The sequence below is a fragment of the Streptomyces zagrosensis genome, assembly GCF_014203645.1.
Lineage (GTDB): Bacteria > Actinomycetota > Actinomycetes > Streptomycetales > Streptomycetaceae > Streptomyces > Streptomyces zagrosensis.
Genome location: NZ_JACHJL010000026.1, coordinates 1 through 13975, shown reverse-complemented (window position 1 = coordinate 13975; position 13975 = coordinate 1). Strand labels below are relative to the sequence as shown.

Here is a 13975-nt window from a genome sequence, read left to right as displayed (position 1 = left end):
GGGCCGCCGCCACTGCTGTGCCCCGCTGCCTGGGCCTAGTCGCCGGGTGTGCCTGGGCACTTGGGCCTGATCGCCCGGGCCCGGTTGGCCGGGCCCGACATGTGGGCGCCTGGCCGCTGGGTCCGACATGCCGCCGCCTGGCCGGGCCGGGTAGGTCAAACGTGTTCCGGATAGCCCAGCAGCCGCAGGGCGTTGGCGACCACGAGCAGCGTGGAACCCTCATGCACCAGCACCGCGGGACCGATGCCAAGGCCGAGCACCGTGGCCGGCACCAGTACCGCGACGATGCCAAGGCTCAGCAGCAGGTTCTGCTTGATGACCGCGCTGGTGCGCCGGCTGAGGCCGGTGACCAGCGGCAACTTGCTAAGCCCGTCCGACATGAGGGCAATGTCGGCGGTCTCCAGTGCCACTGCGGAACCCGCGGCTCCCATCGCGATGCCCACCGTGGCGCTGGCCATCGCCGGAGCGTCGTTGACGCCGTCGCCGATCATGGCCGTACGGTGCTCATCAGCGCACAGCCGCTCGATGGCGGCCACCTTGCCCTCGGGCAGCAGGTCCCCCCAGGCGTCGTCGAGACCCACCTGATCCGCGACGGCGTCGGCGACCCGCTGATTGTCCCCCGAGATCATCACGGCCCGCCGGATGCCGAGCGCCCTGAGCTGGGCCACGACCCTTGCCGCCTCGGGGCGCGGGGTGTCCATCACACCGATGATTCCCAGATAGCACCCGCCATGCCGTACGACCATCGTCGTACGCCCCGCGCATTCCAACCGCTCGGCCTGCACCCGGATTTCCGCAGGCAGCGGCGGCCCGGCCACGGCAATCCCTTCCGCTTTTTTCGCACTTAGGGTTTCTTCGGTTCTCTCTGTTTGCTTGAGGTCCTTAAGATCCTTGAGTTTCTTAAGTGCTACGGGCTCTACGGGTACTTTTGCCTCTCTTGGGCCTTCCTCGCGTGCTGCGTTTCCTGCGTTTCCTGTGCTTGTTGTGTGTTCTGTTCTTTTTGCGTTTGCTGCTCGCACGCACACCACCCGTACGCCAGGCCCCCGTGCCTCGGGCTTTCGCGGCTCGGGCCCCCGCACATGGGCGAAGAAGGACGTGCTGCCGATGGCCACCGGCACGCCATGGACCCGGGCCAACACACCGCGCCCGACGATGGCCTGCAACTCCTCGGCAGTGGGCACGGACGCGTCACCGAGCCGCTGAGCCAGGTCGCGCACGACCGCCTGGGCCAGCGGATGGTCGCTGAGCCGTTCCACGGCTAGCGCGGTGGTCAGCAGCTCGCGTTCGGGTACGCCGGGGGCCGGGAGCACATCCGTGACCCGTGGCTGGCCTTCGGTGAGGGTGCCCGTCTTGTCGAATGCGATCGCCGTGAGCTTCCCCAACTGCTCCAACGGGCCACCCCCCTTGATTAACACCCCGCTGCGGGCCGCCCGGCCCACCGCGCTGAGCACGGCGGCTGGGGTGGCGATGGCCAGGGCGCAGGGGCTGGCAGCGACAAGCACGGCCATCGCGCGGTAGAGCGAGGCCGAGAACGGTTCGTCCACCACAAGCCCCGCGCCTAGCAACGCGACCACGGTGCCGATCACCGCAGGCACGAAGACCCGCTGGAAGCGTGCGGTGAACGCCTGCGTCGGGGACTGCCGGGTCTCCGCATCGCGCACCATGGCCACCACACGGGCCAGCGTGTTGTCCTGGGCCCGGCTGGTGACGGTGACCTCCAGCGCGCCTGCTCCGTTGACGGTGCCCGCAAAGACTCGGCTGTCCCGCGCAACCGCGTCCGGGTCGCGCAACGCCGTCCGTACGTCATCGACCGGCACCTTGTCCGCCGGCATGCTCTCGCCGGTGACCGCGGCCTGGTTCACGGCGCTCTTGCCACTGCGCACGATGCCGTCGGCGGGCACCAGGGCGTGTGGTCTGACCACTACCGTGTCGCCCACCACCAGGTGTTCCACCAAAACCTCACTGGATCGGCCGTCCCTGCGGAGCAGCGCGGTTTTGGGGGTGAGCTCGGCCAGTGCCTCGATGGAGCGCCGGGCGCGCCCCATGGCGTACTCCTCCAGCGCGTGCCCGAGGCTGAACAGGAACAGCAGGACTGCCCCTTCCGCCCACTTTCCGATCGCCGCGGCCCCGACTGCCGCGACCAGCATCAAGAAGTCAACCTCGAACCGGCCCGCCCTGATGGTGGTGATCGCCTCGCGCACGGTGAAGAAGCCGCCGAAAGCGTAGGCGGCGAGGTAGCAGAAGAGGGGAATCGGCTCGGCGACCTCGGTGGTGAGGTCGAGCAACAGCCCCGTCAGATAGGCGAGCCCGGACAGCAGCGCGAAGACCAACTCGGCGTGCTCACCGAGGAAACCGAGCCCGTGTGCATGGCTGTGGTCATGGCTGTGAACATGCCCATGCCCATGCCCATGACCGGGGCTGCGGTCTGCGACCTGCGGAGTGTCGTCCTCCGCGTCGTCGTAGCCGCCTGCTGGGTCGCCGGCATCGCCGGCATTGTCGGCATCAGTGCCACCGTGTCGGCTGGTGCCGTGGTCGAGGCGGGTGTGGTCGCTGGCGGTGCGTGCCGCCTGGTGGACGTCTTCCACGGCGAGGGCAGCGGCGTCGAAGTGCACACACACCGTCCCGGCCCCGCCGGTGCGGTCGGGGGCCCGGTGTACGGAGCCCACGGCTTTGCTCTGCCCGAGCGAGATGACGATGCGCTGGACACAGGGTTCACAACGCGCAGGCGGGCCCGGCAGCAGGTCGGCAATGTTGAGGCGCAGTGTGTCCGCGCCGGCGCACTCATCCTGCGAAGTCATGAGCTCAAAATATCATGACCTCGTGATGTATTGAGGTGGGGAAAATCAGCCACCAGGCTAGTCACATGATTACCGGTACCATTTGCGGTATGGGACCAGGGAATACAGGCGAATTGATCTCTCAGGAGCAGGCTTTTGCCGTAGCCGAGGTCATGCAGGCGCTGGCCTCGCCCGTACGTGTACAGATCCTGGATCGTCTTCTCCATTCCCCCTGTCCAGTCGGGGAACTGGCCGCTGAGGTGGGCATGGAGCAGAACACGGTCTCCAATCATCTGCGCATGCTGCGCCATCTCGGTCTCGTCGCCGGGCTTCGTGACGGCCGCAGGGTGCTCTACTCGCTCCATGACGATCACGTTGCGACACTCATCGAACAGGCTCTCACTCATGTCGGACATCACCGGCCGAACGGCGTCAGTGGCGCCATGACGCGGAGGGCTGGATAGCGCCGCCGGGTGGCGCGACCCCAGGGTGTTCCGTTCGACCGATGCGTTCGTTTCGTCCGGCGTGCTGGCTCGGGGCGTTCGGCTGGCTTGTTTGGCTGGTACGCCTTCGTACACTGGTGCGCCTTCGCACAGAGCCCGTTCTTGGTGCACGGTGTTGTGTGTCCTCATGTGCCACGTGTGAATCGGTGACGTCTTCCTGTCCCGTGTCTGTTGCCGTGTCTGTTGCCGTGTCTCCATGGTGTGCCTTCGGGCGGCACACGTCCGGGCGCGACACGTCCTCGCCGGGCATGCCCAATATCGGCGTAAAACCCGCACGATTGAGCCCCCATCGGATAGTTGAGGCCGCGGGGGAAGCGGGCGTTCCCGTGAGATGGGGCTCCTCGTACGGTGCCGGAACCCCCCGTACGTCCTGCCCTTCGCCGATGGCGACCTGCGCTGGCTCGACGCCGTGGAGCGGGTGCTGAACACCGCGATGTCCGATGCGGCCGACCGAGATGGCGGGGCCCGATACATCGACACCTACGCGATCTCACGTGGCCACGACGCCTGCACGCCACATGACCAAGCGTGGACTCAGGGCGAGGACATCGATCCGCTGGCGGCGGCCTCCTACCACCCCCGCCGGGCCGCCATGGTGGGTGTGGTGGCGCAGGTCAAGTGCGTGCCGGAGGTCGAGGCGCGGGCGAGCGGCTGAGCGGCGGCACGTCGCCATCCGCGCGGCGCCCTCGTGCTGCCCCTCTTGTCGTGCGCAGCGGCGGCGCCTTCGGGCGCGCCTCCGCGTCCCCGCGCGGATGCGCGAGCCGGCAGGGGGGACAACGGTGTCCGCGATGGGCATGGCTGGAAGGGAAACCCGTGGGGTCCTCGGGTGCCGGCCGTTGGTTTTGGCTGGGTTCGCCGGGCCGCACGCCACGAGCAACGGTTCTGCGACGAGAGGACAATCAATGCGTCTGCGATCCCACTCGCGAATATGGCTGGGGACCGTGTTCGCCGCGGCCACCGTGCTGACGGCCTCGCTCACCACCGCCGTGCCCAGCAGTGCGGGGTCGAGCTCGACCAGCTCGCACAAGACGTTCGTGCGGCCTGCCGAGCGCGGTGGACCGGGGCGGCCCGATGCGCGCGATGTCGTGCTGGCCGTGCACGGCGGCGCCGGAACAGCCCTCGATCCCGACACGACCAGCCCGCAACAAGAACGGGCCTATCGCAAGGGCTTGACCGATGCGTTGCGCGCCGGGCAGCGGGTGCTGCGCCGCGGAGGCGACAGCGTGGCGGCGGTCGAGGCTTCCGTGCGTGTGCTGGAGGACAACGAACTGTTCAACGCCGGCAAGGGCGCGGTGTTCACCGCGGATGCCGGGCACGAATTGGACGCCTCCATCATGCGCGGCTCCGACCAGGCCGCGGGCGCCGTAGCCGGGGTGCGTAGCGTACGCAACCCCATCTCCGCGGCCCGCCTGGTGATGGAGAAGACCCGGCATGTGCTGCTCGCGGGGGAGGGCGCCGATGACTTCGCCGCCCGCAACGGCCTGCCCACCGTCACCCAGGACTACTACTGGACGCAGAAGCGCTGGGACCAGCTCATGGCGGCCAAGGAGAAGGCCCGCAACGCCAAGAGCGCTCCGGGCGAGGGCACCCGGGGCCCAGGCGGGGGCGCCACGGCGTCCGACGACGAGCAGACCAAGGGCACGGTCGGCGCCGTCGCCCTCGATGGACGCCACAACCTGGCCGCGGCCACTTCGACCGGCGGCATGACCAACAAGATGCCGGGCCGGGTCGGTGACTCGCCGATCATCGGGGCCGGTACGTACGCGAACAACGGCACCGTCGCGGCCAGCGCCACCGGGCACGGCGAGGTGTTCATCCGGGGCGCCGCGACCGCGACCATCTCCCACCTCATGGAGTACGGCGATCTCGATGTGGCCCAAGCCGCATACCGGGTGTTGGTCAAGCAACTGCCCCAACTCGGCGGCGATGGCGGTGTCATAGCCCTGGATGGCGAGGGAGTATTCGACGCGCCGCACAGCAGCCCGGGGATGTTGTACGGCTACCTCACAGGCGACGGGAAGATCATTACCAAAATATTCCCCAGCGAATCCCCGGCCAACGAATGAGAGTTCTCCAGGAAGGGAACCGGTGACATTTCCCCAGCAATGGGGACCTCGGGCCCTAATGCGTCCATCGGCCCGCTGAGGTCGTTTCCCTGAACTTCGGGCCCTGGCCCGCTCTCCAGGGCCCGCACCTGGGCGTATGGAGGGGATGCCCCGACGATACCGTGAAGCGATTCGCTCCCCAAGGAGCGCAAGGGCCGCATCTCGCCGATGGCGAGGTGCGGCCCTTCGCGTTTCGTCTTCGTCATCATCTGGCAGCACGGGAATAACCGCACGGACACTACGACTTTCGCGGCGTTGGGAATACTAGCGAACGTCAGCGAGATTCCTACCCAAGACCGAAACTCGGGTCGCCGGCGAGCTGGGCATTCTATCGACGCATGAAACAACAACAAATAGCCGGGCAGCAAACAATTACCGACCGAGACCGACGACGCTGCTGAATTCCCCCTGAACGGAGACCAGAAATGCCTACGCTCTCGACGTCCACCGTAACGGCGGCCACCAACTCGTACATCACTGCCATAGCGGACACGCCGCAGCAGATCGAGGCCGCGCAGCGCCTGCGCTACCAGGTGTTCGGCGAGGAGAAGGGGGCCACGTTGCAGTCGTCGGCCACCGGGCTCGACGTGGACGAGTTCGACGCCGTGATGGACCACCTCATCGTGAGCGACAGGGCCACCGGCGAGGTGGTCGGCACCTACCGGTTGCTGCCGCCGGGGCGCGGGAACCGGCTCTTCTCGGAGGGCGAGTTCGACCTGCGCGGACTGCCGCTGGACGTCCGCTCCTCCCTGGTCGAAGCGGGCCGCGCCTGCGTGCACCAGGACCACCGGTCCGGCGCGGTGATCAACCTGATGTGGGCCGGGCTCGCCCGCTACGTACTGCTCTCGGGCCACCGCTACCTCGCGGGCTGCGCCTCCGTACCGCTCGCCGATGGCGGCCAGGCTGCCAGCAACGCCTGGTTGCTCGGCACGACTCGGCACGCGGCACCGCCGGAGCTGCGGGTCCAGCCGCGTGTGCCCTGGTCACCGTCGCTGTCGCCGTCACCGTCGCCGGACGCTCAGCCCAGCTATGCCACCTTGCCGCCGTTGCTACGCGGCTACCTGCGCGTCGGCGCGTGGATGTGCGGCGCCCCCCACCACGAGCGAGACTTCGATGACGCCGACTTCTTCGTCGTCCTGGACACCGAGCGGATGAACGACCGCTACCGCCGCTACTTCCTCGGCGAAGCCCAGTGAACGCTTGGGCCCCCACCTCACCCTGCGACCAACGCTGTGTGGCGCACGCCGCCGCCCGGGTCACCGTGCCGCGTGCCGCTCGCCGCTCGGTGGCCTTCGCTCGCCGTTTGGTCAGTGCACTGGGGACGAGTGAGGCCCTGGCCGACCCGGCGAACGTGCAAGCGTGCGCGCGGGGTGTCCTGGATGCGCTCGGCATCCGCTTGGAGTACCACGGTGGACCGCTCAGCGTGCTGGGGGCCAAGGCAGCGCCGTACGGTGTGCCTGCCCCGGTCACCCTCCCGTACGCTCCGATTCCGCACCCGGCCGCTATCTCGCACACCACCGGCGCGGCCCCCGCACACGAGCCGCCCGCTGGCTCCTCGTACGACCCGAATCCGCATCTCACGAATTTGAGCCCGAACCTGAGCCCGAACCTGAACCCGGACGTGGGCGCTTCGCACGACGCGTGGCGGGCCGGGACGGGAACGTTGATCGTGGCGAACCACATCTCCTGGCTCGATGTGATGGCCCTGCTCGCCGTGGAGCCGGTGACCATGCTCGCCAAGCGGGAGGTGGGCAACTGGCCGGTGATCGGCACCCTGACCCAGCGGGCCGGTACCCGCTTCATCGACCGGGACGGCATGCGGGCACTGCCCCAGACGGTGAGCGAGATCGCCGAACTGCTGCGCTCCGGGCGCTCGGTCATGGTCTTCCCACAGGGCGCCACCTGGTGTGCGGGCACGACCGGCGGCTTTCGCCGGGCAACCTTTCAAGCCGCAATCGATGCGGGAGCGCCCGTACGCCCGGTGACCCTCGGCTACTTCCAACACCACGCCCTGAGTACGGTGGCCGCGTTCGTCGGCGATGATGACTTCGGCAGCTCGCTGCGCCGGGTCATGAGCGCGGACGGGCTCACGGTGCGCGTTCAGGCACACCCGCCGATCCCGTCGTCGGCCGCAAGCGACCGCAGGGAGTTGGCCGCGCTGGCCCGGGAAGCGGTGCGCGACGGCGGCCCGGTTGCCACCACGTCGCCGGTTGCCGCTACCTTGCCGGTCGATGCCGACGCGACGGGTGTGCGGGGCGCGGCCTGCGGGCGTGATCTGCTGGCCCCCGTCGGTGCGGTACGCGATACGGGCGTGGTGCGCGACCCGAACTCTTCAGCCGGCGTTGCGAGCGCGGCGAGCCCGGCCGGCTCCTGGCGCGGTCCGTTGGCTGCGCGCCGGCGGCTGCGCGCCGCGGCCACCGAGGAAGGGGCCGTTGCTCGCTAGCGGTGGATGCTTGCGCCGCTGACCTATCGTGCGGTGCTGTGGGCGGGGGACCGTGCCCGGGCGCGTCCCCCGCCCACAGTGACGGTCAGGCGGTCGTGGTCGCCTTGTTCATGGCCTCGACCAGGCTGCGGGGCCGTAGGTCGGTCCAGTTCTCCTCGATGTAGGCGATGCACGCCTGATGGGTGTCGGCCGGGTGCGCGATCTTCCAGCCCGCCGGCACGTCGGCGAACTCGGGCCATAGGGAGTGCTGACCCTCGTCGTTGACCAGCACCAGATAGGTGCCGTTCTCGGTGTCCTCGAAGGGGTTCGACATCAGTGGTTCTCGCCTTCTGGGTGGGTGGTGGTGTCGCCGATGGCCTGCCGCAGCCGCGCCTCGATGACAGGGCCGAGTTCTCGCAGGGTGTCGGGGGTGACGATGGTGTTGTGCTTGCAGGTGACGGTGTGGTGGGTGATCTCGCCGTCGATGTACGGGCGCCACAGGTCCGCCGTCAGGAGCGGGCCCTCCTTGTCGGAGGCCGCGAAGAGCAGCATGTTGGTGGCCGCCCTTTCGTGCCGGTAGCCCGTGCTGACCTGGCCGTTGGTCTGGAGCAGCGCCATCATCGCCGCGAACTCCTTCTCGGACATGCTGCCAAGGACCGTGCTCGTGGTCCTGGCCACCGTCGTGAACTGCTCGTAGGTGAGCGATGCGGCCGGGATGTCGCGCGGGTCCACGCCCAGGAGTTCCAGCATCCCGGCGTACATCCGCCCGGTGTCCGCAATCGCCGCCCTCTCCTCCTCGGTGATGGGCCGGGAGGGCTCCGAGTCCAACGAGACGATCAACTCCACGCGCTCGCCGCGCTGTTCCAGCAGCGTCGCCATGACGTGGGCCAACGTGCCGCCGAAGGAGTGGCCGAGCAGATGGTAAGGGCCTTGCGGCTGGACCCGCTGCATCGCCTCGATGCAGTCTTCGGCGATCTCCTCCATGCTCTGCCGCAGCTCATCGGGGTGCGCCAGACCGTGTGACTGAAGCCCGTACACCGGGAAGTCCGGACTCAGATGCGGCAGCAAAGCCGCGTACGTCCAGCACATGCCGTTGCCCGCGTGCACACAAAACAGCGGTGGCAGCTTGCCTCCGGTGCGTAGCGGAAGCAACACCTCAAGCGCGCTGTCCGAGTCCCCGTCACCGGTGAGATGGGCGCTGACCTGGGCGATGGTGGGGTTCGCGAACAGGACGCGCAGGGGGATGTCGAGGCCAAGAACCGTGCGGATGGTGCTGATCAGCTTGGTGGCGAGCAAGGAGTGGCCGCCGAGGTCGAAGAAGTTGTCATCGATGGTGACGGCGGGCAGGCCCAGGGTCTGCGCGTACAGGGTGCACAGGACTTCTTCCCGTGGGGTACGCGGCGGCCGGCCGTTGGTGCGGGGGGTGTGGTCGGGGAGGGGCAGCGCCGAGTAGTTGATCTTTCCGTTGGGGGTGAGGGGGATGTCGGTGACGGGGGTGATGGCGCTCGGGAGCATGTGCGCGGGGAGGTGGCGGGCGAGGTGCTCGCGGAGTGTGGTCGTGAGGCGTGCGGTGGCGTGGGTGGTCGTGGGGGAGTTGGTGAGGGTGGCCTGTGGCCGGTGGGTGCGGGCGGGGGTGTAGGTACCGGTGTAGCCGGCGCCGGTGCGGTGGGCTGGGATGAGAACCGCGTCGAATGCGTCGGGTGCGGTGTCGTTCCAGGTGGTGCGGGCCTGCATGCCGTGGCCCGCGGCCCACTCGTGCAGGGCCTGCGGATCGACGGCCGCCGCTTCGCCCGGGTACTCGGCGCGCAGGAGGGCCCGGATCTCCTCGATGGGCGCGTTGCGCTGCGCGGCAGCTAGGGCCGCGGTCTCCGCGGTGAGGCGTGCGTTGGGGATGCGGGTCAGACGTACGGGCCCCGCCTGCGGGTCGAGCGCGTACCGCTCGGTGAAGTCGCGCAAACTCGCGTACGTCCAGGGGCGGGCAGGCACGCCGTCGAGCACGGTGGGTTGGGCGGGGCTCTTGTGGATGATGGCGTCGTAGCGGTGGCGGGTCAGCTCGTTGTGCGCGGTGCCGTGCTTGAGCCGAACGTCGGCGCCGCAGACGTCGGGGTGGCGTTCGGCGTACGCGGTGAAGTAGGCGGGATCTACCAGGAGTTCTTCCTCGTTGATGAGCGACTGCTGTGTGCTGTGCTGTAGCGCCGCGGTGTGCGGAGCGGCGAGGGCGTGGATGGCGTTGTGGAAGGTTCGGTGCAGACCGTAGTGGCGGACGTCGCCGACGATCAGATGCCCACCGGGTGCTAGATGTGCGAGGGCCTGATCGATGACCGCGGTCAGATAGCGCTGGTTGGGGAAGTATTGGCTGACGGAGTTCACGACGATCGTGTCGAAGGAGCCGGTGGGAATTCCGGTGAAGTCGTCGGCGGGCTGGCAGCGGACCTGGACGTGTCGCCAACCCTTCTGCTGAGTTCGCGCGGCGAGGTTGCGGGCCGCGCTGTGGGACAGGTCGGTGGCCCAGTACGCCTCCACGGTCGGCGCAAGCGGCGCCAACAGCAGCCCCGACCCTGCGCCGATCTCCAACAGCTGGCGGGGGCCGCTCTCCCGAATGAGGGCGACGGTGGCCCGCCGCCATTCCTCCATGTCGGCCAGCGGGATGGGTTGTCCCGTGTAAGAGCTGTTCCACCCGTGGAAGTCGCTGCCGAGATCCGCTTCGGTGGGCTCGCTGTAGACGGTGTCGTAGATGTTTCGCCACTCCTCGACCTGGTCGTCACCCGCCGTGAGATCGGCGGCGGGCACCACATAGGCGATGAGCCGGGCATCGCCGTCACCGGGCCGATGCGTGGTGACCACGGCCTGGGCCACGTCGGGGTGCGCCACCAGCGCCGCTTCGACCTCGCCCGGCTCGATGCGGAAGCCGCGCACCTTCACCTGGGCGTCGGTGCGGCCGAGGTACTCCAACTCCCCGCCGCTGGTCCAGCGGGCGAGGTCCCCGGTGCGGTACATCCGGGAGCCGGGCGGGCCGTACGGGTTGGCGACGAAACGGCGCGCGGTCAGCCCTGCGCGGCCCAGATAGCCACGGGCCAGGCTCGGGCCCGCCGCATACAGTTCGCCGGGCGTGTTGACCGGCATGGGACGCAGCGCCCCGTCCAGCACATAGAGCCCGGTATCGACGGTCGGCGTACCGATCGGGACCCGTTCGTCGGTGAGTGGGCCGCTGGTGGCGGCGCAGATGGTGGTCTCGGTCGGCCCGTAGGCGTTGATGAGCGTACGGCCCGGGGCCCACAGCTCGGCCAGGTGAGGTGGCAGCGCCTCGCCCGCCAGCGTGAGCACCCGCAGCCCGGTGAGGCTGGCCGCGCTCGGCGCGGGGAGCGTGGCCAGCACCGAGGGCGGCAGCGTGGCGTGGGTGATCCGCTGCTCCGCCAGCGTGTGCGCCAACTCTTCGCCAGCTAGCCGATGTTGCTCGGGAATGACCAGCGTCCCACCACTAGTGAGGGCCATGACCAGCTCCCACACCGCGGCGTCGAAGCTCGGTGAGGCGAACTGGAGCACCCGGCAGCCGACGGCCGGCGCACAGCGCTGGGTGTGCGTGGCGCGCAGCGCCGCGAAGCCGGTATGGGTGACGGCGACGCCCTTGGGCCGCCCGGTGGAGCCTGATGTGTAGATGACGTACGCCGGATGCGCGGGAACCAGTGCGGTCACCGGATCGGTGTCGGCCGCCGCCCGCCACGCATCCAACGTCTCGACGGCGTCGATGAGCACCAGGTCCGCCACCAGCTCGCGGGGCAGGCTCGGGGCCGTTTCGGTGTTGGTGAGCAGGAGCGCGGGCCGCGCGTCGGCGGTCATATAGCCGATGCGGTCGGCCGGGTAAGCCGGGTCGATGGGCAGATACGCGGCGCCCGCCTTCAGCACCCCGAAGATGACCGCGATCTGTTCAGCCGAGCGCGGCAGGGCGACGCCGACGAGCTGCTCGGGGCCAATGCCGCGGCCGATGAGCCAGTGCGCGATCTGGTTCGCCCGCGCGTTCAGCTCCGCATACGACCAGCTGGTCGAACCGTCCGACACCGCCGCCGCCCCGGGCGATCGATCGACCTGTGCCTGGAAGAGATCGGGCAGTGTCTGCTCGGCCAGGGCCCGGCTGCCCTGGCGGCCTTGACCGTACGCGTCGATGAGCCGTTCGCGCTCGGCCGGGCTCAGTAGGTCAGGGCTGCCGATGCGCAGCGCGGGATCGGCGACCAGCGCCCGCATCAAGCGGGCCCAGCGGGCGATGAACGCCTCGACCGTCCCCCGGTCGTACAGCGCGGTGGCGTACTCGACGGTGATGTCCACGCCGTTCGGCTCGACCCGGTCACGGAAGCTCTCCGAGACGCTGAGCAGCATGTCGTAGCGGGCCGTGCCAGTATCCGCGTGCTCGGCCGTGACCCGCAGTTCCGGCAGGTCGAAGTGCGCCTCTTCGTTGTTTTGGAGCACCAGCGCGATCTGGAACATGGGGTGGTACGCGGTGGAGCGCTGCGGGTTGAGCCGCTCCACCAGCGTGTCGAACGGAACGTCCTGGTGGGTGTAGGCGGCCAGCGCGCTCTCGCGGACCCGGGCGAGCAACTCGGCGAACGCCGGATCGCCCGCGGTGTCCGTCCGCATGACCAAGGTGTTGACGAAGAGGCCGATCAACTCGCCCAGCTTCTCATCGGTGCGGCCGGCCACACCGCTGCCCACGGGGATGTCGGTGCCCGCGCCGAGCCGGGTGAGCAGCGCGGCCATGGACGCCTGGAGGACCATGTACACGGTGGCGCCGGAGGCCCGGGCCAGGTCGCTGACCGCCCGATGGAGCTCGGCATCCAGGCGGAAGTGCGCGGCGTCACCGGCGTAGGAGATGACGGCCGGGCGCGGGCGGTCGGTGGGCACCGTGACCTGCTCGGGCAGCTCGGCCAACTGCCGCTCCCAGTACGCGTACTGCTGCGCGAACAGGCTCTTGGGATCGCTCGGGTCGCCGAGGAGTTCGTGCTGCCACAGGGTGTAATCCGCGTACTGCACCGGCAGCGCGCTCCACGCCGGCTGCGCACCCGAGTGCCGGGCGGTGTACGCGGTGGCCAGGTCCTGGGCCAGCGGGGCGACCGACCAGCCATCGCCCGCGATGTGGTGCAGCACCAGCATCAGCACCGACTCGGTGGGGCCGGTCTCCACAAGCCAGGCACGCAGCGGGATCTGCGCCGACAGATCGAACGCGAAGCGCGCCACCTCCGTCAGTACCACCGCCAACTCGCTCTGCTCAACCCGTCGCAAGGGCAGGTCGATCCGCGCCTCTTCGGGCGCCACAATGTGCTGGTAGGGCGCGCCGTCCAGCTCGGGGAACGTGGTACGCAGCGTCTCGTGCCGCGCGATGACGTCATGCAGCGCCGCTTCGAGCGCCCGATGGTCCACGTGTCCGCTCAGCCGCAGGGCGAAGGGCATGTTGTACGTGGCGGACGGGCCCTCCAACTTGTGTAGGAACCACAGTCGCTGCTGTGCGTAGGACAGCGGCAGCCGCTCGGGCCTGGCGGCCGGCGCGAGGGCCTGCCGGGGCGGTGTGGTCTCGTCCAGGCCGGCGATCTGCTCGGCGAGTCCGGCGACGGACGGAGCGGCGAACAGGGTCCGTAGCGGGATCTCGACACCCAAGGTGGCGCGGATGCGGCTGGTCAGCTTGGTGGCAAGGAGGGAGTGGCCGCCGAGGTCGAAGAAGTTGTCGTCGATGCTGACGGCCGACAGGCCCAGGGCTGCGGCGAACAGGGCGCACAGGATCTCCTCCTGCGGCGTGCGCGGCCCGCGCCCGTCCTCCGAGTCCGCGTGGTGCTCGGGTGCGGGCAGCGCCTGGTAATCGATCTTGCCGTTGTGTGTCAGGGGAAGGGTGTCGATGGCGAGCACGCTGGCCGGAACCATATAGCCAGGCAGCTGCTGGCGCAGTGCCTCGCGCGCCCTGGCGGGTGCGAACGTCGCAGGCTCGGCCGGTACGACGTAGCCGACCAATTGTGTGTCGCCCGCGTCGCTTTGGTAGGTGGTGACGATGGCGTGGGCGACGTCGGGTTGTGCGGTGAGGGCGGCTTGGACTTCGCCGAGTTCGATGCGGAAGCCGCGGATTTTGACTTGGGTGTCGGTGCGGCCGAGGTAGTGGAGTTGGCCGTCGTGGTTCCAGCGGGCGAGGTC

General features: G+C 69.2%; 8 protein-coding genes. 4 read left to right on the top strand and 4 right to left on the bottom strand.

Annotation, left to right across the window (positions count from 1 at the left end; translation table 11 throughout):
* Window positions 1-155 precede the first annotated feature (155 nt).
* Window positions 156-2798, bottom strand: a complete 2643-nt coding sequence (locus tag FHS42_RS32230; protein ID WP_184579113.1) for an HAD-IC family P-type ATPase — start codon at window positions 2796-2798, stop codon at window positions 156-158.
* Complete coding sequence (locus FHS42_RS39445) at window positions 2795-3355, bottom strand: hypothetical protein (RefSeq protein ID WP_446696889.1); 561 nt, start codon at window positions 3353-3355, stop codon at window positions 2795-2797. Before FHS42_RS39445 ends, FHS42_RS32230 begins: the two co-directional genes overlap by 4 nt.
* 256 nt (window positions 3356-3611) lie before the next feature.
* Between FHS42_RS39445 and FHS42_RS32220 the strand changes: the two genes are divergently transcribed.
* From FHS42_RS32220 to FHS42_RS32205, 4 genes are all read left to right on the top strand, one after another.
* Window positions 3612-3935, top strand: coding sequence for an SGNH/GDSL hydrolase family protein (locus FHS42_RS32220; RefSeq protein WP_184579111.1), 324 nt, complete (start codon window positions 3612-3614; stop codon window positions 3933-3935).
* Window positions 3936-4182: 247 nt separating this feature from the next.
* The gene (locus tag FHS42_RS32215) at window positions 4183-5346 is read left to right on the top strand and encodes an isoaspartyl peptidase/L-asparaginase family protein (RefSeq protein ID WP_184579110.1); all 1164 of its coding nucleotides are present in this window, start codon (window positions 4183-4185) and stop codon (window positions 5344-5346) included.
* A gap of 464 nt (window positions 5347-5810) precedes the next feature.
* Window positions 5811-6581: a GNAT family N-acetyltransferase gene (locus FHS42_RS32210; RefSeq protein WP_184579107.1), complete on the top strand. Its 771-nt coding sequence runs from the start codon at window positions 5811-5813 to the stop codon at window positions 6579-6581.
* A gap of 38 nt (window positions 6582-6619) precedes the next feature.
* Complete coding sequence (locus FHS42_RS32205) at window positions 6620-7828, top strand: lysophospholipid acyltransferase family protein (RefSeq protein WP_312867133.1); 1209 nt, start codon at window positions 6620-6622, stop codon at window positions 7826-7828.
* Window positions 7829-7913: 85 nt separating this feature from the next.
* On the opposite strand, the gene FHS42_RS32200 is transcribed toward FHS42_RS32205, so the two are convergent.
* Together FHS42_RS32200 and FHS42_RS32195 are read right to left on the bottom strand one after the other, a co-directional pair.
* A complete protein-coding gene (locus FHS42_RS32200; RefSeq protein ID WP_281392913.1) occupies window positions 7914-8141 on the bottom strand; it encodes an MbtH family protein in 228 nt (75 codons plus the stop codon).
* Window positions 8141-13975 (bottom strand): non-ribosomal peptide synthetase (locus tag FHS42_RS32195; RefSeq protein WP_184579104.1); only part of this gene is annotated, 5835 nt, incomplete at its 5' end. The genes FHS42_RS32200 and FHS42_RS32195, both read right to left, overlap by 1 nt.

Bases quoted from the DNA above. Each gene is read 5' to 3' on its own strand.
- FHS42_RS32230 (WP_184579113.1), bottom strand. From the start codon at position 2,798: ATGACTTCGCAGGATGAGTGCGCCGGCGCGGACACACTGCGCCTCAAC.
- FHS42_RS32220 (WP_184579111.1), top strand. From the start codon at position 3,612: ATGGGGCTCCTCGTACGGTGCCGGAACCCCCCGTACGTCCTGCCCTTC.
- FHS42_RS32215 (WP_184579110.1), top strand. From the start codon at position 4,183: ATGCGTCTGCGATCCCACTCGCGAATATGGCTGGGGACCGTGTTCGCC.
- FHS42_RS32210 (WP_184579107.1), top strand. From the start codon at position 5,811: ATGCCTACGCTCTCGACGTCCACCGTAACGGCGGCCACCAACTCGTAC.
- FHS42_RS32200 (WP_281392913.1), bottom strand. From the start codon at position 8,141: ATGTCGAACCCCTTCGAGGACACCGAGAACGGCACCTATCTGGTGCTG.